This window comes from Frankia sp. AiPa1, assembly GCF_023243075.1.
Lineage (GTDB): Bacteria > Actinomycetota > Actinomycetes > Frankiales > Frankiaceae > Frankia.
The window spans coordinates 73,368-97,420 of record NZ_JALKFZ020000177.1; the positions used below are offsets into that span (position 1 = coordinate 73,368).

Annotated in this window: 20 protein-coding genes; 8 read left to right on the top strand and 12 right to left on the bottom strand. The window is 71.8% G+C overall.

Annotated features, from left to right (window positions below):
- Positions 1-457: 457 nt before the first annotated feature.
- The 5 genes from MXD95_RS22605 to MXD95_RS28670 all read right to left on the bottom strand — a co-directional run bounded on the left by MXD95_RS22605 (position 458) and on the right by MXD95_RS28670 (position 7,563).
- A complete protein-coding gene (locus MXD95_RS22605; protein ID WP_250642709.1) occupies positions 458-2,803 on the bottom strand; it encodes an Hsp70 family protein in 2,346 nt (781 codons plus the stop codon).
- A gap of 865 nt (positions 2,804-3,668) precedes the next feature.
- Positions 3,669-4,151, bottom strand: a complete 483-nt coding sequence (locus tag MXD95_RS22610) for a hypothetical protein (RefSeq protein ID WP_250642710.1) — start codon at positions 4,149-4,151, stop codon at positions 3,669-3,671.
- A 981-nt stretch (positions 4,152-5,132) separates the two neighbouring features.
- Entirely contained in the window at positions 5,133-5,969 is an 837-nt protein-coding gene (locus tag MXD95_RS22615; protein WP_250642711.1) for a response regulator transcription factor, read from the bottom strand.
- Positions 5,966-7,375 carry a sensor histidine kinase gene (locus tag MXD95_RS22620; protein ID WP_250642712.1) on the bottom strand — a complete coding sequence of 470 codons (1,410 nt, stop codon included), beginning with the start codon at positions 7,373-7,375 and terminating at the stop codon, positions 5,966-5,968. Before MXD95_RS22620 ends, MXD95_RS22615 begins: the two co-directional genes overlap by 4 nt.
- 59 nt (positions 7,376-7,434) lie before the next feature.
- Complete coding sequence (locus MXD95_RS28670) at positions 7,435-7,563, bottom strand: hypothetical protein (RefSeq protein ID WP_285223722.1); 129 nt, start codon at positions 7,561-7,563, stop codon at positions 7,435-7,437.
- Positions 7,564-7,921: 358 nt separating this feature from the next.
- Between MXD95_RS28670 and MXD95_RS22625 the strand changes: the two genes are divergently transcribed.
- A complete protein-coding gene (locus MXD95_RS22625; protein ID WP_250642713.1) occupies positions 7,922-8,167 on the top strand; it encodes a DUF6158 family protein in 246 nt (81 codons plus the stop codon).
- Positions 8,168-8,202: 35 nt separating this feature from the next.
- Here the strand turns inward: MXD95_RS22625 and MXD95_RS22630 are convergent, their stop codons facing one another.
- The 4 genes from MXD95_RS22630 to MXD95_RS22645 all read right to left on the bottom strand — a co-directional run bounded on the left by MXD95_RS22630 (position 8,203) and on the right by MXD95_RS22645 (position 13,032).
- Positions 8,203-10,053, bottom strand: coding sequence for a substrate-binding domain-containing protein (locus MXD95_RS22630; protein WP_250642714.1), 1,851 nt, complete (start codon positions 10,051-10,053; stop codon positions 8,203-8,205).
- 515 nt (positions 10,054-10,568) lie between these two features.
- The gene (locus MXD95_RS22635; protein WP_374122109.1) at positions 10,569-11,693 is read right to left on the bottom strand and encodes a GNAT family N-acetyltransferase; all 1,125 of its coding nucleotides are present in this window, start codon (positions 11,691-11,693) and stop codon (positions 10,569-10,571) included.
- The gene (locus tag MXD95_RS22640; RefSeq protein WP_250642716.1) at positions 11,626-12,147 is read right to left on the bottom strand and encodes a DoxX family protein; all 522 of its coding nucleotides are present in this window, start codon (positions 12,145-12,147) and stop codon (positions 11,626-11,628) included. Before MXD95_RS22640 ends, MXD95_RS22635 begins: the two co-directional genes overlap by 68 nt.
- A 333-nt stretch (positions 12,148-12,480) precedes the next feature.
- Positions 12,481-13,032: a MarR family winged helix-turn-helix transcriptional regulator gene (locus MXD95_RS22645; protein WP_374122110.1), complete on the bottom strand. Its 552-nt coding sequence runs from the start codon at positions 13,030-13,032 to the stop codon at positions 12,481-12,483.
- 417 nt (positions 13,033-13,449) lie between these two features.
- Between MXD95_RS22645 and MXD95_RS22650 the strand changes: the two genes are divergently transcribed.
- The 3 genes from MXD95_RS22650 (at position 13,450) to MXD95_RS22660 (ending at position 16,513) form a co-directional block, all read left to right on the top strand.
- A complete protein-coding gene (locus tag MXD95_RS22650; protein ID WP_374122111.1) occupies positions 13,450-14,394 on the top strand; it encodes a BON domain-containing protein in 945 nt (314 codons plus the stop codon).
- Positions 14,391-15,185, top strand: coding sequence for a metallophosphoesterase family protein (locus tag MXD95_RS22655; RefSeq protein ID WP_250642718.1), 795 nt, complete (start codon positions 14,391-14,393; stop codon positions 15,183-15,185). The genes MXD95_RS22650 and MXD95_RS22655 overlap by 4 nt, the downstream gene beginning before the upstream one ends.
- A gap of 782 nt (positions 15,186-15,967) precedes the next feature.
- A complete protein-coding gene (locus MXD95_RS22660) occupies positions 15,968-16,513 on the top strand; it encodes a hypothetical protein (RefSeq protein WP_250642719.1) in 546 nt (181 codons plus the stop codon).
- 131 nt (positions 16,514-16,644) lie between these two features.
- Here MXD95_RS22660 and MXD95_RS22665 read toward each other — a convergent pair whose 3' ends face one another.
- Both MXD95_RS22665 and MXD95_RS22670 read right to left on the bottom strand, forming a co-directional pair.
- The gene (locus tag MXD95_RS22665; protein WP_250642720.1) at positions 16,645-16,794 is read right to left on the bottom strand and encodes a hypothetical protein; all 150 of its coding nucleotides are present in this window, start codon (positions 16,792-16,794) and stop codon (positions 16,645-16,647) included.
- Between the two features lie 120 nt (positions 16,795-16,914).
- Positions 16,915-17,238 carry an FmdB family zinc ribbon protein gene (locus tag MXD95_RS22670; RefSeq protein ID WP_308301554.1) on the bottom strand — a complete coding sequence of 108 codons (324 nt, stop codon included), beginning with the start codon at positions 17,236-17,238 and terminating at the stop codon, positions 16,915-16,917.
- Between the two features lie 48 nt (positions 17,239-17,286).
- Here MXD95_RS22670 and MXD95_RS22675 point away from each other — a divergent pair, with 48 nt between their 5' ends.
- On the top strand, positions 17,287-18,318 hold the full coding sequence (locus MXD95_RS22675; RefSeq protein ID WP_250642722.1) for an asparaginase: 1,032 nt from the start codon (positions 17,287-17,289) through the stop codon (positions 18,316-18,318).
- 269 nt (positions 18,319-18,587) lie between these two features.
- Here MXD95_RS22675 and MXD95_RS22680 read toward each other — a convergent pair whose 3' ends face one another.
- Positions 18,588-19,232, bottom strand: a complete 645-nt coding sequence (locus MXD95_RS22680; protein WP_250642723.1) for a J domain-containing protein — start codon at positions 19,230-19,232, stop codon at positions 18,588-18,590.
- A gap of 270 nt (positions 19,233-19,502) precedes the next feature.
- On the opposite strand from MXD95_RS22680, the gene MXD95_RS22685 reads away from it, so the two are divergent.
- The 3 genes from MXD95_RS22685 to MXD95_RS22695 all read left to right on the top strand — a co-directional run bounded on the left by MXD95_RS22685 (position 19,503) and on the right by MXD95_RS22695 (position 23,871).
- Positions 19,503-20,999 (top strand): CoA transferase, encoded by a 1,497-nt coding sequence (locus MXD95_RS22685; RefSeq protein WP_250642724.1) that lies wholly within the window; start codon positions 19,503-19,505, stop codon positions 20,997-20,999.
- A 624-nt stretch (positions 21,000-21,623) separates the two neighbouring features.
- Entirely contained in the window at positions 21,624-22,796 is a 1,173-nt protein-coding gene (locus tag MXD95_RS22690; RefSeq protein WP_250642725.1) for a branched-chain amino acid ABC transporter substrate-binding protein, read from the top strand.
- Between the two features lie 145 nt (positions 22,797-22,941).
- On the top strand, positions 22,942-23,871 hold the full coding sequence (locus MXD95_RS22695) for a branched-chain amino acid ABC transporter permease (protein ID WP_250642726.1): 930 nt from the start codon (positions 22,942-22,944) through the stop codon (positions 23,869-23,871).
- Positions 23,872-24,053: the final 182 nt, after the last annotated feature.

Here is a 24,053-nt window from a genome sequence, read left to right on the forward strand (position 1 = left end):
GGAGGGCGTGAAGCGGGCGGCTCTCCACTGCCCCCAACCCCCGAGGCGCGGGCCGGATCTCCCGCCCGTTACGCCCTGCGATGGGCCGCTGGGCAAGATCCCGCCAAACAGGTCGCCGTGGGGGGCAAATCGGACGTGAATACGCCTACAACGACCTGTTTGGATCTTGAGCCGCTGCCGTTGCCGGGATTGCGGTCACGGACCGTGATTCTGGGCGTCCGGGGGCGTTGCCGCCGTCCCCGGGCAAGCAGGTAGGGCCGCCTGCGCGACAGAACGCGGCCGGCTCTCCAGGCGGGCGGACAGACGAGCTGGCGGGCGAGCGGTAGGAGCCGGGCAGCAGCCGGGCAGCAGCCGGGCAGCAGCCGGGCAGCAGCCGGACAGCGGCCGGGCATAGGGCGCGAGGGTGCCGGGCAGCGGCGGCCGGGCATAGGGCGCGAGGGCGCGGGGCAGCGGCTGGTCAGGGGCGGTAGATGATGTCCCAGAGGCGGGCGGTCATGTCGGTGCTGGTCGTGGCGAGCAGCAGGCCGAACGGGGCGAAGGCGCAGCTCATGACCGTGCTGCTGTGGCCGGCCAGGGTGGCGATCGCGGCACCCGTGGCGACGTCCCAGAGCAGGGCGGTGTCGTCGGTGCTGGCGGTCGCGAGCAGCTTGCCGTCGGGGGAGAAAGCGCAGCTCTGCGCGGAACCGGGCAGCGAGGCGACGGTGGTGCCGTTGGACGTGTCGGTCAGCCGGGTGCCCTCGTTGCCGGCGGTGGCGAGCAGGCTGCCGTCGGGGGAGAAGGCGCAGCCGCCGGTGAAGTTGGTGTGGCCGGGCAGGCTCATCAGGATCTCGCCGTGCGCGACGTCCCAGAGCAGCGTGGACTCAGCGCCGGCGCTGACCAGCAGCCGGCCGTCGGGGGAGAAGGCGCAGCTGTAGACGGTGCCGCGGTGCTCGTCCAGCGTGGCGATGTTCTTGCCGGTCTGCGCGCCCCAGAGCCGGACGGTGCGGTCGGTGCCGGTGGTGGCCACGAGGCTGCCGTCGGGAGAGAAAGCGCAGCCGTAGACGGGGCCGCGGTGGCCGGTCAGGGCGAGGGCCTGGCGGCCGGTGGTGGCGTCCCAGAGCCGGGCGGTCTTGTCCGCGCCGGTGGTGGCGAGTAGACGGCCGTCGGGGGAGAACGCGCAGTCGTGGACGAGGATGCTCTTGCGCCCGCTGAGCGTGAGGGTGGTGCGGCCGGTGGCGACGTCCCACAGGCGGATGCCGTCCTTGCTGGTGGTGGCCAGCCACCGGCCGTCGGGGGAGAACGCGGCCGAGGTGACGTCCCGCTCATGGCCCTTCAGCGTGGCTCGTGCGGTGACCTCCACATGGTGGGAGGCGCGGGTGCTGCGTTCGAAGCCGCGCAGATCCGCGCTGCTGGCCAGGCCACCGTTGCCGCCGCCGAACAGAGGGGCGGGGCCCGACGGCAGGGTGGTGGCCAGCCAGTCGGCGTCGCGCACGAGTGTGCCCGGCTCGGCGTGGGTGTGGATGAGGCTGCCGGGGGCGTCCATCGCCAGGTCGAACAGCGAGCCGTCGGTGAGCCGGATCCGGGCGAGCACGTCGCTGGCGTCGTAGCGTTCCCCGGGCTGGGTCAGCCAGCGGACCATCGTCGCCCGCCCGCCGGGAATGTCCCAGCGGGCCGGGACCATCACCGGGTTCGGCCGGGCCGCGCTGGTGCGCCGGGTCGACACCGACGACGCCCAGGCTGCGGCGCCGAGCACGACGGCGAGTTCCGGGTCGACCGACGCGTAGATCTGGGCGGTGGGCCAGTCGGTGCCGACCCCGAGCCGCCCGGTGAGGATGTCGGTGACCACCGGGATGTGCGCGCAGCCGCCGACCGAGAGCACACCGCCGAGCTTCTCCGGGCCATAGCCGCCGGTCTCCAGCAGATGCTGGCAGCAGGCCATGGTGCGGGCGAGCGTCGGCGAGGCGAGCTGGGTGAACCGCTCCCGTTGCATGCTCACCAGCAGGCCTGCCGGACTGAACACATCCTCGACCGTGGCGATGTCACTGAGCTGGTGCTTCACGGCACGGGAGAAGTCCAGCAGCTCGTGGCGGGTGCGGCTGGCCGTTGTCTGGTACGCCTCGCCGTAGCCCGGCGGGTTCAGCAGCGGTTCGAGCCCGGGCCCGTACAGCCCGAGGATCTCGTCGAACAGGATCTGGTCGAGGTCACGCCCGCCGCAGTCGTGCAGGGCGGCATGGCTGAGCAGCTCGTGCCGGCCGTCGGCGCCGACGGCGATCAGCGCCCCCTCGAACGTCCCGCCGCCCAGGTCGTAGACGAGCATCAGCGAGCCCGGCTCCGGCCCGGTGCCCTCGAGCGGCGACCAGGCGGCGGCGAGCGGCTCGGCGAGCAGGTCGACGTCGACGAAGCCGGCGGCCTCCGCCGCCGCGATCATCATCCGGCGCAGCGGGCCGGACGGATCGTAGCTGGCCGGCACCGTCACGACGGCCCGGGACAGCCGCTCGCCGCCGAGCTGCTCCGCCTCGGCCTTCAGGGTGCTGATGACCGCCGTGACCAGGGTGTGCGGTCGGTAGCCCCGGCCATCGAGCGGGACGGCGACGTCCCGCGTCAGATCACGCTTGATCTCCCCGCGGTAGGCCGCCGGCCAGATGCGCTTACGCCGTTCGGCGAGGGTGCCGACGATCAGTTTGCCGCCGTCGGCGAACACCGAGGAGGGCCAGTTCGCCGACCCACTGGCCGGTTCCCGCACCAGCTCGACGCGGCCGTCGACGGCCAGGGCGGCCCTGGCACTACAGGTGCCGTAGTCGATCGCGAGGATCGGCTCGCCCACGGCACCCCCTGTCCACGTTTTCCGGTGGGCAGATCGTAGCCGCGACCGCCGACACGCGGTCGGCACCCTCACCAAACTGGCGAACAACGGGACGGATCGTCGAACACCGGTCGCCGCTTGTGAGGGTTCCCGACCCCTACCAGCCCCCTCCGGCCTCCGGCACCGAAGGGACGGCGGGTGGTTGCGCGGCGCCGTGCGGCCAGGCCGGACCGGGCCGGACCGGGCCGGACCGGGCCGGACCGAGATCCGCATCCCCCGGACTTTCTGGCGGCAATGCCCCCCGGGACGCCCGGAATCACGGTCCGTGACCGCAATCCCAGCAACGGCAGCGGCTCAAGATCCAAACAGGTCGTTGTAGGCGTATTCACGTCCGATTTGCCCCCCACAGCGACCTGTTTGGCGGGATCTTGCTCCGCGGCCCACCACAGGGCGTAACGGGCGGGAGATCCGGCCCGCGCCTCGGGGGTTGGCGGCAGTGGGGCGGGCCGCCGGTGTCCCCCGAACTCCCCCGATACACCGGCGGCCCGCGGAACCACGCCGGTGCGCCCCCGGTGCGGCTACGGGTCGCCTCCGATCCCCCCGGCGAGGCGGCCCGACACCGTCGCACCGGCGTGATCCCTGGAACCATCCTGCGAGAGACGACCGGAAGGTGCCATCCCCTATTCATCGGGGGAATCGTCGCTCGGATCCCGTCCGGCGACGGGTTTCCGCGACGCCCGTGGCCAGGGCCCCGTGTCCCGCACCCCCCGAGAACCGCCGCACCCCCCGAGAACCGCCGTGCCGCTCGAGAATCGCCGTGCCGCCCGAGAATCGCCATGGTGCCCCTGGTCCCGGAATTCCCGGTTCCCGGCGCGCGGTTCCCAGGTCAACGGGATCGGCGCCAGCGATCGGGGTGCCAGCGGGGTGGGCGCAGCGCGTCGTCGGCGGCGAGCCGATCGAGCTGCACGTCGACCAGACGGCCCAGCCGGGTCGCGAGCGCGACCTGGAGGGACGCGCCCTCGCCGGGCAGGAGCCTCAGGCGGGCGACGGCGGCCCCGCGATGACAGACATGAACCAGTTCGACGGTCGCGGTTCCGGATTCGGGGCCATCCTCGGTGCTGTTCGAGCCCGGCGGTGAGCGGCCATATCCCGACCCTTCGTCCCCATCTGTCGTCCCGGCCAGGGTTCGGGCGAAGGCGGCGGCGCGTCGGACACTGGGTAACAGCCAGCGTTCGTCGTCGACCCGGTAGAGGCGGGCGTCGGGTGGACCAAGCCATATCGCCCGGCCGTACGACTGACCGCTGGTGCCCGCCGCCTCGGTCCCGCCAGCGCCCGCCCGTCCAACGCCGTTCCCCCGCCCAGCGTCCACGCCAGTGCCAGCCACACCCCCGCGACCGCCGTCACCACCATCGCGACCGCCACCCCCGCCACCCCCGCGACCGCCGCCACCCCCGCGACCGCCGCCACCCCCGCGACCGCCGCCACCCCCGCGACCGCCGCCAGCTTCCGTCACACCAGCACCGTCAGCCCAGCTCATGCCGGCACCGGACGCCGAGGCCGGAGCGTACGGCGCGTCGGGAGCGCGGATCCTGGTCAGGTCCGGGGGGAGGTCGTCAGGGCTCAGGAACGAGGCGAGGAAGGCCGCACGCCGCCGGCCGGACCTGCTGCGGTCGGCCTCCCCGTCCCCCCCGATTCCCATTGGGACGAGGGTGTGGGTCCCGGCCCTCGACGGCAATCCCGTAGAAATCACGGGCCGCGGTCACGGATGCTCCGTCGTCAAACGTGCTCTCAGTCACAAATCCAGCCGGAGGGGGACGGTGTGGCAGGCGCGCGACGCCAGATCCCCAGGGTTTTTCTCGCGGATCAGGATGGTCCATCGCAGCGGACCGGCCGGTTCCCACCCGATCCTCCGCCGGGCCCGGGGCCACGTCCGACGTCCTCGGCGCCACGCGCACCGTCCGGACATACCGCGTGGCCGGTGGCCCTGTCGTCACCGTCAGCCCCGGCCGTCACGACCAGCGAGCCCTCTCCCACCGCCGACCCGCTACCGCCCTTCCCGCTGCTGCGCGTGACGACGGATCGGCCCCGGAAAACCCCGTGTCGCTTCTACAGGGTTACGAAGGGGCAAGTTGGACACATTGCCCGGTAGAAGCGACATCCCCGCTCATCAACAGCGCCACCACCCCCGAAAGCCATCACCGACAGTGAGATTCACCGGGTGAACCCGGCCGTGAACCGGAGATCCACGAGAAGCTGCCCAGAGGATCCCCGTGGGCGGGGGACCACAAGGGTGGAGTCCTTCGCCGACGAGGGTGGCGGGAGACCTCGGCGGCGGCAGGTCAGCGGCAGGTCAGCCGAAGCCGAGTTCACGCGCCCACAGGGCCGCCGCGGTACTCGGGGGGATCGACGGCGCGGCGTCGGGATGGCTGGCGAGATATTTCGTCCGTGCCGTGCGCAGATAGTCGGCGACGACACTCTCGCGGATGTTCATCTCCCGGGCGGCCTCCCGGTAGGTCAGTCCCCGGCAGCCGATGAGCACCATCACCTCGGCCTCGCGGGGGGACGGCCGGTGCAGGCGGCGCCGGCGCCGGGCGGCATCGAAGATGCGGTCCAGATGATGGTGCGCCGCCGGCGCGGAGAGGTCCCGCTCGGCGCACAGTTCGTCGAGCAGATCGCCCTGGGCAAGGCCGCGCAGCAGGTTGCGTTCGGTGTTGTCGATCTCGTTGCGGGACAGCGGGCGGCGCAGCGAGTCCTCGAGCAGGAAGCCGGCGAGCCGGGTCGAGACGTGGTAGCTGCCGGCGGCGACGGCGGTGACCGCGGGCACGAACTGGTGGGACGGCGCGGCCTTGTCGACGAAGCCGTGGGCGCGGGCGGCGATCGCGTCGAGTACCTCGTCCGGGGTGGCGACGCCGGAGGTGGCCAGGACGAGCAGCCCCCGCCCGTGCAGTTCGGCGACGGCGGCGGCACCCGACAGGCCGGGCAGGTGCAGGTCGCAGACCACCACGTCCGGGGCGGCGGCGGGGTCGAGATCCTCGAGCCGCGGTGCGGGTGCCAGCACCGAGAAACCGGCACCGGCGAACCGGGCGGCCAGCGACTCGGTGGTGATCGGATGATCCTCGACGATGGCCACCGAGACGGGTCGTCCGGTCGTCCCCGCGCCGCGGCCGGACGGGCGGGGCAGGGTCATGCCAACTCCCCGGGCGCTTCGGACGGCTCATCCGGTCTGGATGGCCCATCGGGCGGGGCCGGCCAGCACATGATCACCTTGACGCCGAGGCCGGGACGAGCGCTGACATCGACCCGTCCGCCATGGCGTTCCAGGGCGCGGTAGCTGCCGGCGAGCCCGCCGCCAGGGCGCACCGTCGCCGGGTCGAAGCCGAGGCCCCGGTCGCGGACGACGACGAGCATCGCGTCAGCGCCGCCCTCGACGAACAGGCTGACCTCGTCGACCTGACCGGCGTGCCGGATGACGTTGCGCAACGCCTCCCGAGTCGCGGCCACCAGAGCCTCGCGGACGGGCTCGGGCGGCTCGCCCTCGATCCCGAGGAACGGCACGAGCGCGAGACCCTCATCGGTGAACGTGTCGACGACCGCCGACATCATCGCCTCGAAGGTGACCTCGTCGCCTTCGCCGCGGGTAGTGACCTGGACCGGCAGCGACACGGGCACCCCTGCTCCCGTTCCCGTCGCGGCCGCCCCCGGGCCTGGCGACCCCGGTGTTGATGACAGCGACCCGCCGTAGCCGGTGTCGGCCCGCCGCCCGTCGCCGGAACCGGAACCGGAACCGGAACTGGGGCCGGGGCCGGGGACATAGCCGTCAGCTCGGCCGGGAGCGCGGCCCTGGGCGTGGCCGTCGTGGAGGAAACGGGGATCGAGGCCGCGGGGATCCATGATGATGCGGCGCGCCCGCTGCGCCCCGCGGCGAGCCTCGCGGACCAGCGCCGTGGACGGCGCACCGCCGGCGGCGACATGGTCGACGACCGGCAGCAGGTAGTCGTGGATCTCCCGGTGAGCGATCTCGCGCTGACGCAGGCTCTCGGCCTCGCGTTCCTGCTCGACCGCGCGGGCCCAGGCGACCTCCGTCTCGTTCTGCGCGTGCGCGGTGGCCTTCGACAGCCGGCGCAGCTCGCCGGCGATGAGCATCGCGACGACGTACCACAGGGCGAAGCCGAGCAGATCGGATCCGAGCTTGAGGGTGACATCCGGCAGGACGGCGAGACTCCACGCCGCCATCAGCGCAACCACCATGATCGCCCCGGAGATCCCGAGCCCCATCGCGAAACCGACACCGGCGGACGAGACCAGGCTGAACGGGACCAGCTCCGTCATGATCCGGTTGCGCTCGTCCGGAACCGCCGCCCGCGACCCGACTCCCATCAGCGCCACGCAGAACAGCACGTCGGCGAGTACCAGGCGGCGGGACAGCCGCCCCACGCCGTGCCAGGCCCGCCAGGAGAACCAGGCTGCCTCGGCGAGCGCGGCGACCGCGACCAGCATGGCGATCCACGGGTGGCGCAACCCGGCCCAGCCGAACAGGGGGATCAGCACGAACGACGCACACGCGGCCCGCGCGTACCCCACCATGCGGGCCATGCGCTGCTCGGTGCGTATGACGACGGCCCTGGGCGGACCCGCCGATCCGACCAACCCGGTCATAGCTTGCAACGGTAGTGGGCGATCATGATCTCGGCCACCCCCCGCAACCGGTCCGTCTCCTCTTCCTGGGCGGGTGCCTGCCGCGGCGAGACGGTGTGGGCCCGCCGACGGATGGGCACGGCCACACCATGACGACCATCCTCCGTGCCATCACCACCTCCACCCGATCCCCTATCCGATCCCCCGCCCGAGCCCGCGCCCCCGAGGCTGTGCTGCCCCCGCCGGGACCCGGCCCGGGGCCGACGCCACCCGATCCCGTCCCGCCGATCCCCGTTCCCGACCCGACCCCGCCTGGGCCCGGCCCGGATCCCGTCCCCCCGGGCCCCGGGCCCGATCCCGTCCCGCCTGGTCCGGGGCCTGACCCGGTACCCCCCGGTCCCGGTCCCGACCCCATTCCGCCCGGCCCGGTACCGGCGCCGGCCCTGTGACGCCGAGACGACAATTCGGTGCGGTACATCAATGAACCGCGGGTACACCGTGGTCATGACGCATCGACCCGAGGGAATCCCCGCCCCCGCACTCGCCGACGAGGATCTGATCCGCGAGCTGCGGCACCTGCACCGGACCCGCCATGACGCGTTCATCTCCGGCAGCGAGGACGCGTTCGAGACCCACACCGCCCGGATGCTCGAACTCGAACGTGAGTACCTGTTCCGTTTCCCGGACGCGGGTCCCGACCCGTCGCGGACCCGCGCGGGCCGACGTCGCGCCGCCGGCGTGCCCGCCTGAGGAGCCGACGTCCGTTTTGTCCCTCCGGCGACCTGTCAGCCGGGGAGGGTGAGGACGTCGGTGTAGGCACCGAACAGGCCGGCCGCGTCGGGCGTGATGTAGGCCCGGCCGCCGGTGGCGCTCGCGAGACGCTGCAGCGTGGTGGTGTCGGCGGCCGGATCAGTGGCGATGATGATCAGATGGACGGGTCGGGCCCGGTCGACGGTGGCGCGCAGCTGGGCGACGGCCTGGTCCAACGTCGGCTCGTTGGACGTCGGCTCGTTGGACGCCGACCGACCGGACGCCGACCCATTGGATGAGGCGCCGTCCGGTCGGTCGAGCACACCGTCGGTGAGCAGGATGATCTCGTTGAGCCGCCCCGGCACGAAATGGGCGCGGCGGTCGCGGACAGCCGCCACCACCGTGGAGTAGAGGTTGGTGGACCCCCGGTCGGCGCGCACCCGCGCCGCGAGCCCGCGCAGCTCGTCGGCGTGCGTGCCGCCGGTCGAGGACGGCCCGTTCAGGCTGGCCATCGGGGCGAGCTGCTGGTGCCCGCCGGGCAGCGTGGCGGAGGCCAGCCAGACCTCGAGCGCACTGTCCGACGCGAACAGGCTGAGGCCCGCCAGTACGGTCTCGGTCGCGGCCTGGATGCGGGTCTTCCCGTCCGACCGGTTCGTGATCGGCAGCCGCGTCGATCCGGACGTGTCGATGACGACCAGGGCGGCCGCACGCTCGCGGGCGTGGCGGAAGAAGCGGCGGGCGGTGCCGAGGACCGTGTCCGAGGCGTCGACGCTGGCGAGTTTCGGCGGTGTCGTGCGTACCCCGTCGGTGACCGTGAGCTTGCCCGCGAGGCCGGCCGGGTCGCCACGATCCGCGAGTTCCGCGGGGGTCCGCAGGCCGGCGTCGGACAGTGCCTGCCGACCGGTCGTCGTGCCGAGGAAGGCGAGGAAGGACTGAGCTGCGGTCCGTTTCGCCGTCTGTTCGGAGGTATGGGTCAGCACGATGTACGGCACGGAGGCGACGAACGAGCCGTCGCGGGGATAGGCGGCGACCAGGGTGGTGGTGTCGGTCTGGTGGGAGGTGCCGGCCAGGCCGCGGTTGTAGGCGATGACGTCGGATTCCATCGCGGGGAAGGCCGACGGGACGATGCCGCCCGCGGGTGCGGTGCCCTTTCGCTCGGTGTCGAACAGTTGGCTGTCGTACTGCGGTAGCCAACTCACCGAGCGCTGCAGGCGCAGCGCGGCGGCCTGAGCCGCCCGGTCCTGGTCGAAGGTGCCGGTGGCCATGTCCGCCGGGGCGATCCCGCGGCTCGCGCTGACCGTGCCGATCAGCGCTCGCAGCGCCGCCGCGGACGAGTCCGGGTTCGCCATGGCGAGCCGGAAGCCGCCCCAGCTCGGCTGGCCCTTCGTCGCCCAGAAGCTCGGCGTTGTCGCGGCGGCCGCGAGCTCGGCCCAGGTCATGTGGTGCTCCGGCCAGCCGAGCTGCTGCGCCATCGCACGGGGCATGGCGATCACCACCGGTGAGCCGGCGATCGTCGCCGCCCGCTGGGGAAGCTTCGGTGCCGCGGAGTCGGACTCCTGTCCGAGGGACAGCCAGTCCGCCGATTCGGGGATCCAGACGTCCGGGGTTCCGGACCCCGACGGGTCCGCCCGGGCGACCGCGTCGAGCGTCCGGTCGGACGGGCTGGCCCGCACCGACAGGGTCACGCACGGACCATGATCATCGACATGTGTATGTTGGAAATCGGTCGCGAGCCGCCGGACCGGTGCGGCCAGGGCCGGCGCGACGGTGACGGACAGGGCCGCGCGGGGTGTGCCGTCGGCGCACAGGTCCGAGCCGCCACCGCGCCAGATCGAGGTGGCGGCGTATCCGACACCGGTGACCGCGAGCCCACCGAGCACGACCACGAGCGCACCGCTGACCGCACCACGCCCGACCCACCGGCGGCGCGTCGCGGGATCCGGTGGCGCCGCGGCGTGCCGGTGCGACGCCCGACGACCAGGCGGGCCGCCTGCGGGTGAGCCCCCCGAGGGTGGACCACTGCGAGCGGCCCCGCGTCGGGAGCTATGCCGGGCGCCGGACACGCGGACGTCCTTTCCCGTCGCGGAACCGCGCCCACCGCGCCCACCGCGAACCTGCCGCCACCTCGAGGGTGCGAGTACCACTGCCAGCGGGCCCATCGCGTGACAGCCGACCGCGTGGTCTGGCGGGCCCGCTGACGGCGCGCATGGGCAGCCGGGGTCGGGACCTGGCGGCGTGCGGCCATGCGTAGGGTTCCGTGGCCTGATCCTGCCTGGCAGTCGACTGTCGGGCAGCAAATCTTGGAATACCGGGGTCGGTTGTTGTCTTTGTGTACTCCGCGTCGTCGCTGCGGTGCGTTCGTGACCCGAGTTGTAGCGACGTGTTAACCCTGGCCGGCGGGCTACTCTTCGGCGACCAGATCCGCATAGACCGGATGACGTTCGATATAGGCCCGGATGTAGGGGCACTGCGCAACCACGGACAGCGCCCGGGCACGTGCGTCGTCCAGCGCACTCGCAGCCAGGGCCGACCCTACGCCCTTACCCTCGAACTCCGGCAGGACCTCGGTGTGCACCAGGACGATCCGCTCCCCGCGGCGCTGGTACTGGACGAAGCCGGCGACCGTCCCGTCGGAGGTACGCGCCTCGTATCGGTGCCGGTCGGGATTGTCGATGACGGACAGTTCCATGGCCGTATCCTCGCGCAGGTCCGGCCCGCCGCGCCCGCGCGGCATGATCCGGCGCTCGGGCCTGGGCCTGTCCCTGGGCCTGTCCTCGGGCCTGGGCCTGTCCTCGGACGTGGGCCGGTCGCGCAGGGCCGCGAGTTCAGCCGGGGTGTCGAGATCATCGGACGAGCCGAGTCCGTCGCAGGCGATCAGGCCGACCTCGCCCGGATGCGCCCGCAGCCAGGCCCGGGCGCCGACGTCCCCGCGCGCCCAGGACGCGACCTCGGGCCAGATCGTCCGCGTCAGCAGGACAGGATGCCCGGGGATTCCCTGGTAGGTGGCGCGCAGCGCCGGCGACAGTACTCGGCCGTCGGCGGGTGTCGCCGCGCTGACCAGGCGTTGGACCGCTGCCGACGTCAGCCCGGGTTCGTCGACGAGCGTGACGACCACGGCCTGCGCGTCGAGCCCGGCGAGTTCCGCGAGCCCCGCCCGCAGCGATTCACCGATCCCCATGGCCCACCGTGCCGCCCGCACCAGACGTACCGGCGCGCTGTTCGGACCGGACCCGTCCTGTCGTTCGGTCGGTGCGATCGCGGCGGCAACCTGGTCGGCGGCCGCACCGACGACGACGAGGATCGGACGGCAGCCGCCCGAGGCCAACGTCTGCATGCCGCGTTCGACCAGGGTCTGCCCGCCGAGCCGGATCAGGGCCTTCGGCTCACCCATCCGCCGTCCCGCGCCGGCCGCGAGCAGCAGGCCGGCCACCGGGGCCGTGGGGCTGTTCCCGTCGAGCTCAGGCGTTGGCCGTGTCGGCCGGCTTGCGCTCGGGCCGCCACGCGGTTGCCAGCAGCAGGGCGGCACCGCCGACCCCGAGGATGATCGTGATCAGGCCGCCGGCCCATCCGTCGAGCTCGATGCCGATCGCGTGGTCGAGCGATCCCTTACCCGGCCCGAGAATGCCGATCGCCGCGCAGACGACCGCGATGAACAGAACGTACTCGTAGCCCTGTCCCGGGCGGAAGATGAAGAAGCCGTTGGTGCGGTGCGCCGTGATCCCGGCGACCACCATGGTTCCGATGATCGCACCCGCGGCGAACGGCGTGAGGAAACCGACGATCAGGCCTGCGCCGGCGGCGAGCTCGACCAGCCCGGACATCCACGCGTGCACGATTCCGGGCCGCAGGCCCATGCTCTGGAACCAGCCCGCGGTTCCCTGGATCCCGCCGGGGCCGAACACGTGGTTGTAGCCGTGCAGGATGAGGGTGACGCCCACGATGATCCGGAGTACCAGGGCCGCGGTGTCAGGCGATGTCACGTGTCCTCCTCGAACCGGTCACTCGGTGGATCATGGCGGCGGCCGGCGCGCCGATGTACACAGCGCCGACAGTAGCGGGTCCGAGAGGAAGACACGTTAATTACAATGATTGTGATCTATCGTCGTCCGCTCGCTGAGGGTGGGGCAGGCCGCTGTGTGGGCGGCCAGCGGCCCTGTGCGCCGCGGTGGCGCGTCCGTGCCGCGCACGGCGCCCCGCCGCCGCGCCGCGCTGACTTGGCCGGGCCAAAGCCCTCGGGGTGCGTCAGACCGACTCGGTGGACCTGAACCACCGTGCAGGCCGATGGGTGGCGCCGGGGTCAGCGCGGGCGGGCGTCAGCGCGGGCTGTCCTGATCGACGATCCGCGTCAGCATGGCCAACAGGGTGCCCTGTTCCTCCTCGGACAGCGGCGCGAGCAGCTTGTCGTTCATCTGGTCGATGCGGTCCGCCACCTGGCCGTGTGTCGATTCTCCGCGTTTGGTCAGCCGCAGGACGTTGCGCCGACCATCACGCGGGTCACGAACCCGGCGGATGAGGCCTCGCTGGACAAGCCGCGCCACCACATCGGCGACCGTGGACCGGTCAAGCGACGCCCGTTCCCCGAGCGTGCGCTGATCGATGTCAGGGTCGGCCAGCAGGCTGTTGAGGACCACGAACTGCGGCGGCGTCGTCTCGGTCGAGACGGTCGTCGTCCACAGCTGGTAGGTGACCTGCTGCAGCCGGCGGGCCAGCTGGCCCGGATGGGAGGACATGTCCACGACGCCGCGGGTGCTGGGCGGCTCGGCCGGCTGCGAGGGCACGGTGGCCGGCTCGGTGGAGCGTTGCCCGGGTAGGCGCTCGCCGGAATGTTCCAGCGCGCTGGTGTCATCACCGGCACCCCTGGGCAACTGGTCGGATCGTGTGCGCGCGTTCAGGGTTCGCTTCCAATCCGGTGTCGAAGTGGGCGGCCGACGAGTTCGCCGCAAAGGTCATCATCGCTCATGTCGGCGCTCGTTGTCGCCATGCTGTCAGAATCGGTGGTGCACCGGTGCCGACGCCGTAACTCCGGCGGCGTGTAGTGAAATTATAACTACGGATAACCGGACATCCTGGTTCCCGAGTAGTACGCTCGTCACCGCTTCGGGGTAGCCATTCGGGGATGTCGCGCTCGCGCCGGAGCGCCCCCATGCCCACGGGCCCGGCCGGGCGCGCACCGGCCCAGATGGGTTCAGATCGGCGAGGTGCATCGGGCCGCGGATGCGGGTAGTGGCTGCGGTATGGAGGATGCGCCCAGAGGTCTGCGGGAGAGTCTGAAACGGGTAGCCGTGACCCTCAAGGAAGCGGACATCCCGTTCGCCCTCGGGGGGAGCTACGCATGTTGGGCCCGTGGCGGTCCCGAGCCGGTTCACGACGTCGATTTCATGCTGCGGGAAGTAGATGTCCCCCGGGCGGTCGATGTGCTGGCGGCGTCAGGCCTTCGATCGGTCGATCCGCCCGAGGACTGGCTGACCAAGGTCTTCGACGGCGAGGTGCTCGTCGATCTCATCCATCATCCGGTCGGCCGTGCGGTCACCAGTGCGATGCTGGAACGCTCCAGCGAGATGTCGGTGGACTCGGTGCGCATGCCGGTCCTGGATGCCACGGACTGGTTCGAGATGACTCTGCTCGCGCTTGAGGAGCGGTACTGCGATCTCGCCCGGGTGCTGCCGATGATCCGCGCGATGCGTGAACAGGTCGACTGGGATCAGGTGCGCCGATCCACGGCCGCATCGCCCTTTGCCGAGGCGGCGCTGCTCGTTGCCACCCGGTTGAACCTCATCCCCCCGGGGCCGGTCGGGATTTACGCGGGGACGGCGGCGCCTGGGCGGTTCACCGAGCCACGCCCCGACTCAGCCGCCGGTGCCGCCGTCGAGCCGGCTCGACGGGGCCGTGCCGGCCGGCCGGCGCACGCTGCGGGCGCCGGTGGGGCCGACCTCACCCCGGCCGCTGAGCACGTCGCGGAGGCCGACGAGTACCTCGCCGGTGACCTGCACGAACTGCTCGCCGAGGATCCCCGGGTCGCGGAGCTCGGGCTGGAGGTGGTCGTGCGAAACGGGAAGATTCTGGTGGTCGGCGAGGTCGCCACCGATGCCCGCCGCCGCGCGGTGACCCAGGTGCTTTCCGAGGCCGCCGCGGGCCGGGTGGTACACAACGAGGTCGCCGTGACGGACCAGGGCATCGGCTCGAACGGAACCGGCGGCAGGGCTGGGACCGTGGAGACGATCTCATGATCCGCATTGCGGCGGTCGGCGATATTCATCTCGGCGTGGACGGCCCCGGCAGCTTCGCGCCGGTCGTGCGGGACCTGGCCGGACAGGCGGACGTGCTGCTGCTGGCCGGTGACCTGACCCAGCACGGCCAGGTCCAGGAGGCCAGGGTCGTCGCCGCGGAGGTGGCGTCGGCAGAGCTTCCGGTGCTGGCCGTGCTGGGTAATCATGACTACCACGACGACTCCGAACGGGAGATTACCGCCATTCTTGCCGACGCCGGTGTGACGGTGCTGGAAGGCACCGGTACGGTCGTTGAAATCCGTGGCTTCCGCCTGGGCATCGCCGGGGTTAAGGGATTCGGTGGCGGGTTTGCCGGGGCGAGCTGCTCCGAGTTCGGTGAGCCGCTGATGAAGTCCTTTGTGCGCCATAGCAGAGAGGTTGCCGCACACCTGCGTGACGCGCTCGAGGATCTGGCCTGCGATATGCGGGTCGCAATGACCCATTACGCCCCGATCCCGGAGACGTTGATCGGGGAGCGGGCGGAGATCTATCCCTTTCTCGGTAGCTACCACCTTGCGGAGGCCATCGATGCCGCCGGGGTGGACCTTGCCCTGCATGGTCATGCCCATGCCGGATCGGAACGTGGATCGACAGCGGGCGGAGTGCCCGTGCGTAATGTGGCCAGACCGGTGATCGGTAGAGCGGTCGCCCGCTACGAGCTCGCCGATCGGATGCGCGGTGACCTCGCTGAACAGGCAACACCGACATCTCGGCTGCCCGCCGGAGAGGCAGGATCTCGCGCCCTGTCGTGATCTCGCCGAAATGCCGACGGCAAGCAGAATGCGGCGGACGACTCCGGACGAAGGATGCCTCCGTACCCCGATGGAGGGGGTCTGCCGTACGGGGAGGTCCATGACCCGTTCGGGGGATGCGGTGGGGTACCGCGTGGGCCCGCGCCATGGTCTGCGACTGCCCGGACGGGCCGCCCGGAACGGCCGGTGTCGACGCCTGCGGGCCACCCGGGCGGAGGTGACCCGTCCGGGCCGGACGTCGCCCAACGCCTGGCCCGATCGGGTCCCGCACCGCCCCATCGGCCGATGGGTTCTCCTGCGCTGGTTCGGTAGTCCGCCGGCGTGGTCGTCAGTCCGGCGGCGTGGTCGTCGCGGTCCTCGATCAGCTTCCGGTCAGCCCTTGGCTGACTGTGCGTGCTGGGTGCTCGATACCCGAGCGGGGGTGCACCGGCTGGATGCCGCCGGCGCAACGGCCATGACGATCCTGGTCGATGTTGGCATCGAAGCTGTGAACCCGCTGTGTCGCAGGACGATCGGGTCAGCTGTGGGCTTGTGCCCGGGGTCATGAAATTGTCTGCATGACCGTGGCACTGGTGGGGCACGAATCAACGATGGGACACACCGTGCTGGATCAACGGTCACGCACCGCTGTCGCCCGCGGCTTCCTGACCCGAGGGCACGCCGCCCGTCCCGCCATGGGCCGCGTGGCGAAAGCGGGGAAGGACCGCGGGGCGAAAGCGGGGAAGGAACGGAGGCGGCCGGCTGGCGTCGCCGCGAGTCGTCCTGCCCACGAGGATGGCCGCGTGATCGCGGACGCGGTCGCCGAACCGATCAGCCTGCGCCGTCTCATCGCCTGGGGCCTGGCCGCGAGCGTCGTCCTGCTGGTGCTGTTCTCGCTGGTCGGCGGCTTCGGCGCGCTGGCCTTCGGCGCCATCGCCGCGCTGTGGTCGCTCGCGGTCGCGTGGATCATCGTGTTCGGTCCGCCGAGCGCCGCCACCCTGCCGGACCGGCGAGATCTCCTGCACCACACCCGGTCAGCGCTGGGCGGCTGGGCGCCGGCCACACGCGACTCCGGGTCCCACCCGATGTCCCACCCGCGCGGCACGAGCTCGGGCCCGGCGGTCCCGCCCCGGAGGGCTGTCCGTCGGACCGCCTTGCGTGCCGTGTCCCTGGGGCAGGGCGCTCTCGCCAGGGCCGCTTTCCTGGGCAGGGCGTCGGTCACGCGTGCGAGGCTCGCTCGCGGAAAGATCCCGACCGCCGAGGACACGCGCCGCGCCGAGGACGCTCACGGCCTCCCGCTGCGGCCGCGGCCCACCGCAGTTCCGTCAGGCAATCGGGCGGAGCGTTGAGAACGCGGTGCCGCACGAGCGTGACCTGGGCTGATGCTGGGTAACAAGGCATCATGGGGTTGCGTGAGCGCGGCGATGATGATCAGATTCCTGGCTCGAGCGCGCTGCTGCAGACCCTGGTTTCCGGTCTGTCACCGGATGAACGGGACGAGACGCTGAGCCTGCTGCGCCGCCGCCTGGTCGAGGATCGGGCAGCCGCGACCGTTGGGCAGCGGGACCGTCAGGTAGACGTCGGCCCGCGCAACCGTGCCGCCCGGAGCGCCGCCCAGGACCCCTGCCACCCCTGAACCCGTCTGGCGATACCTGTCCGACGGCGCGAACTGATCGGGGCAGGCGTAGCTATGGCCGGAGTGCGGCGATGACCGTGGTCCCGCGCGCCGGGGCGGTCGGCCGTGACGCGCTCAGCCGCAGCAGCCGCCACCGCAGCATGCGCCGCCGCGGGGCGCGGACAGCACCGGCGCGGCCGAGGCGGGCGTGCCGGCCGCGCGGCTGACCGCGATGGCGGAGAAGACCCGCGAGGTCTCGCTGTGCCCGGCAGGGCAGGCCACCCCTGCGTCGGGCGCGGATTCGGTCATGCTTCGACGCACCTCGAAGGAGGCGTCGCACACCCGGCAGCGGTAGTCGTAGGCAGGCACGTCCCCAGAGTAGGGGGCAGGGTGTGCCCATGCCCCGGGTAGTCGGAAACGTCCTGGGGAACCGTCCCGTTTGTTGCCGTCTGGGGACATCTTTGGTGGACGCCCGCGCAGCCGGGACAGCCGACGTACGCTGCCCCCATGGAGCCGCCGGTGGGGCCGCGGGTGGTCGCCGAGGTCGTTCGTGGGCTGCGTAGCGGAGAGCCGTTCGTCGAAAGCGTGCACCACGGGACGGTGGTGGGGCTTGCCCGCGACGGCTCGGTCGCGCTGCGGATCGGCGCGCCCGAAGAACCGATGTTCCCGCGGTCCGCGGTCAAGCCATTTCAGGCCGTGGCCATGCTGCGGGCGGGACTCGACCGCGTGTTTCTGAGCCGTGACATCCCGGCTGACCTGCTGGCGGTGGTCGCGAGCTCGCACGACGGGCAGAGCCGGCACCTCGTGCGGGTGCTGGAGATCCTCTCCGTCGCGGGTGTCTCGACCGACGCGCTGCGCTGCCCGCCCGACCTGCCGCTGGGAGCGGCAGCGCTGCGCGCACACCTGCGTTCCGGCGGGAGCGCCGAGCCCATCCTGATGAACTGTTCCGGCAAACACGCCGGGATGATCGCCTGCTGTGTGGCCGCGGGCTGGTCGATCGACGACTACATCGACCTGGAGCATCCCCTGCAGCAGATCATCCGTGCGACGGTCGAGGAGCTGGCCGCGGAGCCGATCTCCGGCGCGACGGTCGACGGATGCGGCGCCCCGCTGTTCGCGATCTCGTTGACCGGGCTCGCCCGCGGGCTGCAGTCGATGATGCTGGCCGAGCCGGGCTCGCCGCAGCGTCGAGTGGTGGACGCGATGCGGGCGCATCCCGAGCTCGTCGGGGGCACGGGAGAATCCGATACCGAGCTGATGCGCTCGGTCCCCGGCCTGCTGGCGAAGAACGGCGCCGAGGGAGTCACCCTCGTTGCCACCGCCAGCGGGTACACCGTCGCCGTCAAGATCGCTGATGGGGCCGGGCGGGCGGGCGTTCCGGTCGCTCTCGCCGCGCTCGGCCGGCTGGGCGCGCTGCCCGCCGTGAGCGCCCCCGGTGCGCCATCCCTCGACCTCGCGCAGCTTGCCGTGCTCGGCGCGCCGACGGTCCTCGGTGGTGGACGGCCGGTGGGTTCGCTGCGGGTCCGCCTTCCAGCCTGATCGCATCCACCGCCCGCTCCGCCAGCGCCCGCCCGCCCGCTCCGCTCGTGCCTTCCCGCCTGGCCCGCTCTGCCCGTGCCCGCCGCCTGGGCCCCGCTCGTGCCTGCCTGCCCGGGCCCCGCTCGCTGCCCCCGCACCTGTGCTGCCGCTACGCCCTGCAGCGGGCCGCAGAGCAAGATCCCGCCAAGTAGGTCGTCGTGGGGGACGAATCAGTCCAGGGTCGTGGCCCCATGATCCGGCGGCCTTGCCGCCATCCGCGGTCGGTGCTGTCACCTGACGCGATTTCCATCGCTGGGGGGGTCGTGGGAGGACTGTGGGCGTGGGCGACCGGCGACGGTAACGGCGATGGGCGGGATCACCGCCGCCACCATCATCATGATCATTGCGGCGGGCACCGAGTACAACCGGACGATTGCTCCAGCGATGATGAACAGGGTCAGTGCGATCCCCATCAGGATCAGGTAGCGGCGCCGGACCACCGGATCGGCACCGGCCTGCAACGCACCGGAGGGCGGCCCCGACGCGCCCCCCACCCACCCGGAGCCAGTGGCCTGCGTCCCGGCGGTCCCAGTCCCGGCGGCACCAGCCCCGGCGGCACCAGTGCCGGTGGTCGTGGTCCAGTCGGAACCTGCCGCGGTTGACGCGCCAGGCGTCCCCGTCGCGCCTGGCCGGGATGGCCGCCCGCCCGGGTGGGGCCGGTGGGTCGGGTCGGCGATCCGTAGATCGTAGCGATGGCGTCGGGCGGGATCACCCAGAACGTCGTAGGCAACCCGCACTCGGGCAAAGGCCGCCGGACGGCCACCCGCATCAGGATGGGTACGACGCGCGGCAGCCCGATAGGCATGCCGGATCTGCTCGGCGCTGGCGTCGGGCGCGATACCCAACACCTCGTAAAGCGACGGTTGCGCGGCCATGCGGCGCCTCCCCGGCCGGGTCGTCGCAGTGGTGCGCCCAGCCGTCCGGTAGACGCATCCGATCCCACCGACGCGATCCCCCTCCACAGTACGAGCAGGCCGCGGGGCTGGCCCGGCATCTGGGTGCACCCACCACCCGGGCGCACGTGGCCGCCTCTGGCTTCGGCGCTTAAGGTGATGCTGCGTGCACATTGCGGCATCACGCGCATCGCAGTGCGGGGCGGGCGTGCCCGGCGGGAAACCGTCCGGATGCAACCACGGGATGGGGAGATGGGGCAGTCCACGGACGGCACCGACACGAACGGCACCGGCTTGGACGGCACCGGCCCGGACGGCACCGGCGCCGACCACGATGGTCGGGGCATCGCTGGTCGGGACGCCATTGGTCGGGAGGTCGCCGACCAGGTGGAGGCGCTGGTGGGGGCGGACGTCGCCGCGCGGTTGACTCTGACCGGACCGGCCGAGGTGCTGCCGAGCATGTACCGCGTGACGACGCTGGCCGCCGTGTCGGTCGCGGTGGCGGCGGTCGGCGCCGGACGGCTGCTGTCGGCGCGTAGCGGTGGGGGAGACCCGCCCCTCACGGTGGACACGCGGCATGCGGCGGCGGCCTTCGGGAGCGAGCGCCATCTGCGGGTGGATGGACGCCCGCTGCTCACGGCACGCGAACCGATCTCCGGCTTCTATCGCACCGCCGACGACCGGTGGATCCAGCTGCACTGCACCTTTCCGCACCACCGCGACGGTGTGCTGGACCTGCTGGGCGTCCCGGGCAAGCGGGATGCGGTCGCCCGGGTGGTCCGCGGCGTCGACGCCGCCACTCTGGAGACCGAGCTGCAGGCCATGGGACTGTGCGCGAGCATGGCCCGGACCGAGGCCGAGTGGTCGCGTCATCCGCAGGCGGCCGCGCTCGCCGAGCAGCCGGTGCTGGAGATCGAACGGCTCGACGACAGCCCGCCGCGGCCGCTGGTGCCGTGCGAGACGCCGGCCGCGGGGGTGCGGGTGCTCGACCTCACCAGGGTGATCGCCGGCCCGGTCGCGGGGCGGACCCTGGCCGCCCACGGCGCGGACGTGCTGCGGGTCGGCGCCGCGCATCTGCCGGAAGTGGACATGTTGCTGGTCGACACCGGATTCGGCAAACGCAACACGTTCCTCAACCTGCGCGTCGGTGCGGACGCCCGGCGGCTGCGCGAGCTGATCGCCTCGGCGGACGTGCTGCTGGCGGCCTATCGGCCCCGGGCGCTTGACCGGCTCGGCTTCGACGCGGACGCCGTCGCCCGGCTGCGGCCCGGCATCATCTACGCCACCATCAGCGGTTATGGCCGTACGGGTCCGTGGAGCGGGCTGCGGGGTTTCGACAGCCTGGTGCAGACCGCCTCCGGGATGACCCTCGCCGGTAAGGCCGCGGATGACCTGTCGGAGCCGGTGCTGCTTCCCGTTCAGGCACTCGACCATGCGAGCGGCTATCTGGCGGCCGGCGGCATCCTCGATGCTCTGTCCCGTCGGGTCCGCGAGGGAGGCAGCTGGCACGTGCGGGTGTCGCTCGCCCGCACCGGGCGGCTGCTGCAGGATCTGGGCCGGCACGACACCCGTGCCATGCCGGAACCGGGCCCGGAGGACCTCGAGCCGTTTCGGGACACCTATCCGAGCGAGTTCGGCGAGCTTTCCTACATCCGGCCGCCGGCCACCGTTGCCGGGGTGGCGCCCCGCTGGACCCGCCCACCCGCCCGGCTCGGCACCAGCGCCCCGTCCTGGTCGATCCGTTCCTGAACTCGGCCCGCTCCCGGGTCGGTCCGCCCCCGAGCCGGCTTGGTCCCGGGCCGGCCCGGCTCGGGCCGGCTTCTCGCTTCGGGAAGCGCATCCACTTCGCGTCCTGTTGGCGACGGCGCAAAGGGTGCATTTCGTCACTGTTTCGGGTGTTGCCGCGACCGCGACCTCGAGTGCGAGCGGATACGCCGTCTCAACGGACAGCCATGGGTGGACGGGTCGTCGGCTGGCGAGGAGGCGGCGGTGAGGTGACATAACTGCACGTCAGGGGTGGTTTCGCCTGGTTCGCTCCAGTGCAACGCCGGGGCCCGAAAAGGAGGCGAAGGTGAACGGCGGCGCGCCTAAGTCCCACCAATGTGTCGCCGGTGTAACAACCTGTTGTGGCTACTTTCGGGCGATCTGCTCGGAGGACTAGGTTGCCGCCATCTCGGGCGGAGCGTGCGTTGCGATTGGTCGATAGGTTCCCGTCGGGCGGGGTTCCCGTGCGGGACGGGCGGTCGATCGTCGGCGCGTCATCGCGGAGGCGATGGCGTGTCCCGGTCGGAAGCGCCGGCCGCGCCGGGGGTAGCAGGCAGCGTGGCGGGGGCGGCAGCGGAGTCGTGCCCGGCAGACCGGAGGAGGACATGGATGGGTAGGCGCCCGCTCCTGGGAGCGATCGCTCTGGCTACGGCGGTGACATTGTCGGCCGCGGCCTGTGGGAGCAGCGGGGGGGACTCGTCCTCGGACGGCAAGAAGACGATCACCATCGGGTTCCAGGGCGTGCTCTCGGGGGACAATCAGCAGCTCGGCCTGAACGCCCTGTACGGGATGCGTACGGCCGTCTCCGAGATCAACGCCGATCCGAGCTCGACGTTCGAGCTCAAGCTGGTGGAGTCGGACGACGCCGGGTCTCCGGACCAGGGCCCGACGGCGGCCCAGAAGTTGATCGACAACGACAAGATCGTCGCGGTGGTCGGGCCGATGTTCTCCGGTGCGACCAAGGCCAGCGAGCCCGCCTACACCCAGGCTGGCCTGCTGTCGGTGAGCCCGTCGGCGACCAACCCGGCGCTGACGACGCTTGGCTTCAAGACGTTCTACCGGGTCATCGCGCCCGACACCGTCCAGGGCAAGGCCGCCGCGGACTATGTCGCGGGCGTGCTGAAGGCCAAGAAGGTCTACTCGCTCGACGACAAGAGCGACTACGGCACCGGCCTGTCCGGGGCGCTCGAGCCGGAGCTCAAGGCGAAGGGCGTCGAGGTCGTCCACGACGGCATCAACCCGACCAAGGACTACACGTCCGAGGCAACCAAGATCATTGCTTCGAGTCCGGACGCCCTCTACTACTCGGGCTACTACGCCGAGCTCGCGCTGCTGACCAAGGCGCTCAAGGACAAGGGCTTCACCGGAAAGATCATCAGTGGTGACGGCTCGCTCGACCCGCAGTACGTCGCGCAGGCCGGCGCCACCGCGGCCGAGGGCAGCTACCTCACCTGCCCCTGTGGGGACGCGAACTCCGACCCGAAGGCGGCGCCGTTCGTCGCCTCGTACAAGAAGGTCAACAACGGGGTCAAGCCCGGCACGTACTCGGGTGAGGCGTACGACGCGACCAAGGCGCTCGCCACCGTGTTCAAGCAGCTCGGCAGCGATGTGAGCCGCGACTCGGTCCTGAAGGCCTTCGCCGGCGTCAACTACCAGGGCATCACCAAGACCATCTCCTTCGAGACGAACGGCGAGGTCAAGGGCTCGAACGTGTACGTGTACCAGGTCAAGAACGGCGCGATCACGGTCCTCGGCAACATCGCGGATCTGATCAAGTCCTGATCCTGGCGTGGGCGGTGGCGCGGGCACCCCAGGGTGTTCCGGGCCACCGCCCCGGCCGGTGTAGAACCAGGGATCCGCAGGACCACAGATCTGCCGGACCACAGACGTGCTGGGCCGAGACGTCGGGACGAACGAGGCGCAACGCATGGGGTTTTTCGACCAGTTCTGGCAACTGACCATCGACGGCCTGATGGTCGGCTCGCTGTACGCGGTCATCGCGCTCGGGTACACGCTCGTGTACGGGGTGCTCCAACTGATCAACTTCGCCCACAGCGAGGTGTTCATGCTGGGCTCCTTCGGTGGGCTGTTCGCCGCCCGCGCGCTGCTGCCCGACCACGGGGTGCCCGGGGGGTTCGAGTCCGTCTGCCTGGTCGCCGTCGGGCTCGGGGTCGGCGCGGCCTGTGGGGCACTGGCCGCCTTCACCCTCGAGCGGGTCGCCTACCGGCCGCTGCGCCGCCGTGCGGCGCCGCGCCTGGCCTATCTGATCAGTGCGATCGGGGCCTCGCTGTTCGCCGTCAACCTGGCCGGCAAGGAGTTCGGCCGGCAGAACGTCGACCTGCCCGACCTCTTCCACAACGGCACCGTGTTCACCATCTTCGGCGCCCAGGTCTCCACCCAGTCCCTGGTCATCTTCGGCGTCGCGATCGCCATGCTGATCGGGCTGGACCGGCTCGTCGCCGGCACCCGCCTCGGGCAGGGTATCCGCGCCGTCGCCCAGGACGCGGACACCGCCGTGCTGATGGGCGTCAACGTCGAGCGGATCATCATCGTCACGTTCATCGTCGGTGGCCTGCTCGCCGGCGCCGGCGGCTTCCTCTACGCGATGACCTTCAACGCGTCCTACAACATGGGCTTCGTGCCCGGGGTCAAGGCCTTCACCGCCGCCGTGCTCGGCGGCATCGGCAACGTCCGCGGCGCCATGCTCGGCGGTCTGTTGCTCGGCCTGGTCGAGAGCTACGGTGGTTACCTGTTCCAGGCGTCCTACAAGGACGTCATCGCCTTCCTCGTCCTGGTGGCGATCCTGATGATCCGACCGTCCGGCCTGCTCGGCGAGCGACTTGGGCGCGCGGCGTGACCGGCCCGTCCGGCCCGTCCGGCCCGTCCGGCCCGTCCGGCCCCGGCATTCCCGGCCAGCCCACGTTCCCGAGCCGGGGTGGCACGGGCGCGGGCCCTGGCCCTGGCCCTGGCGGCGTGGATCCCGGTGCCCTGGACCCGGGTGAGACCCTCGCGCTCACGACCCGCGGCACCGCGGGTCCG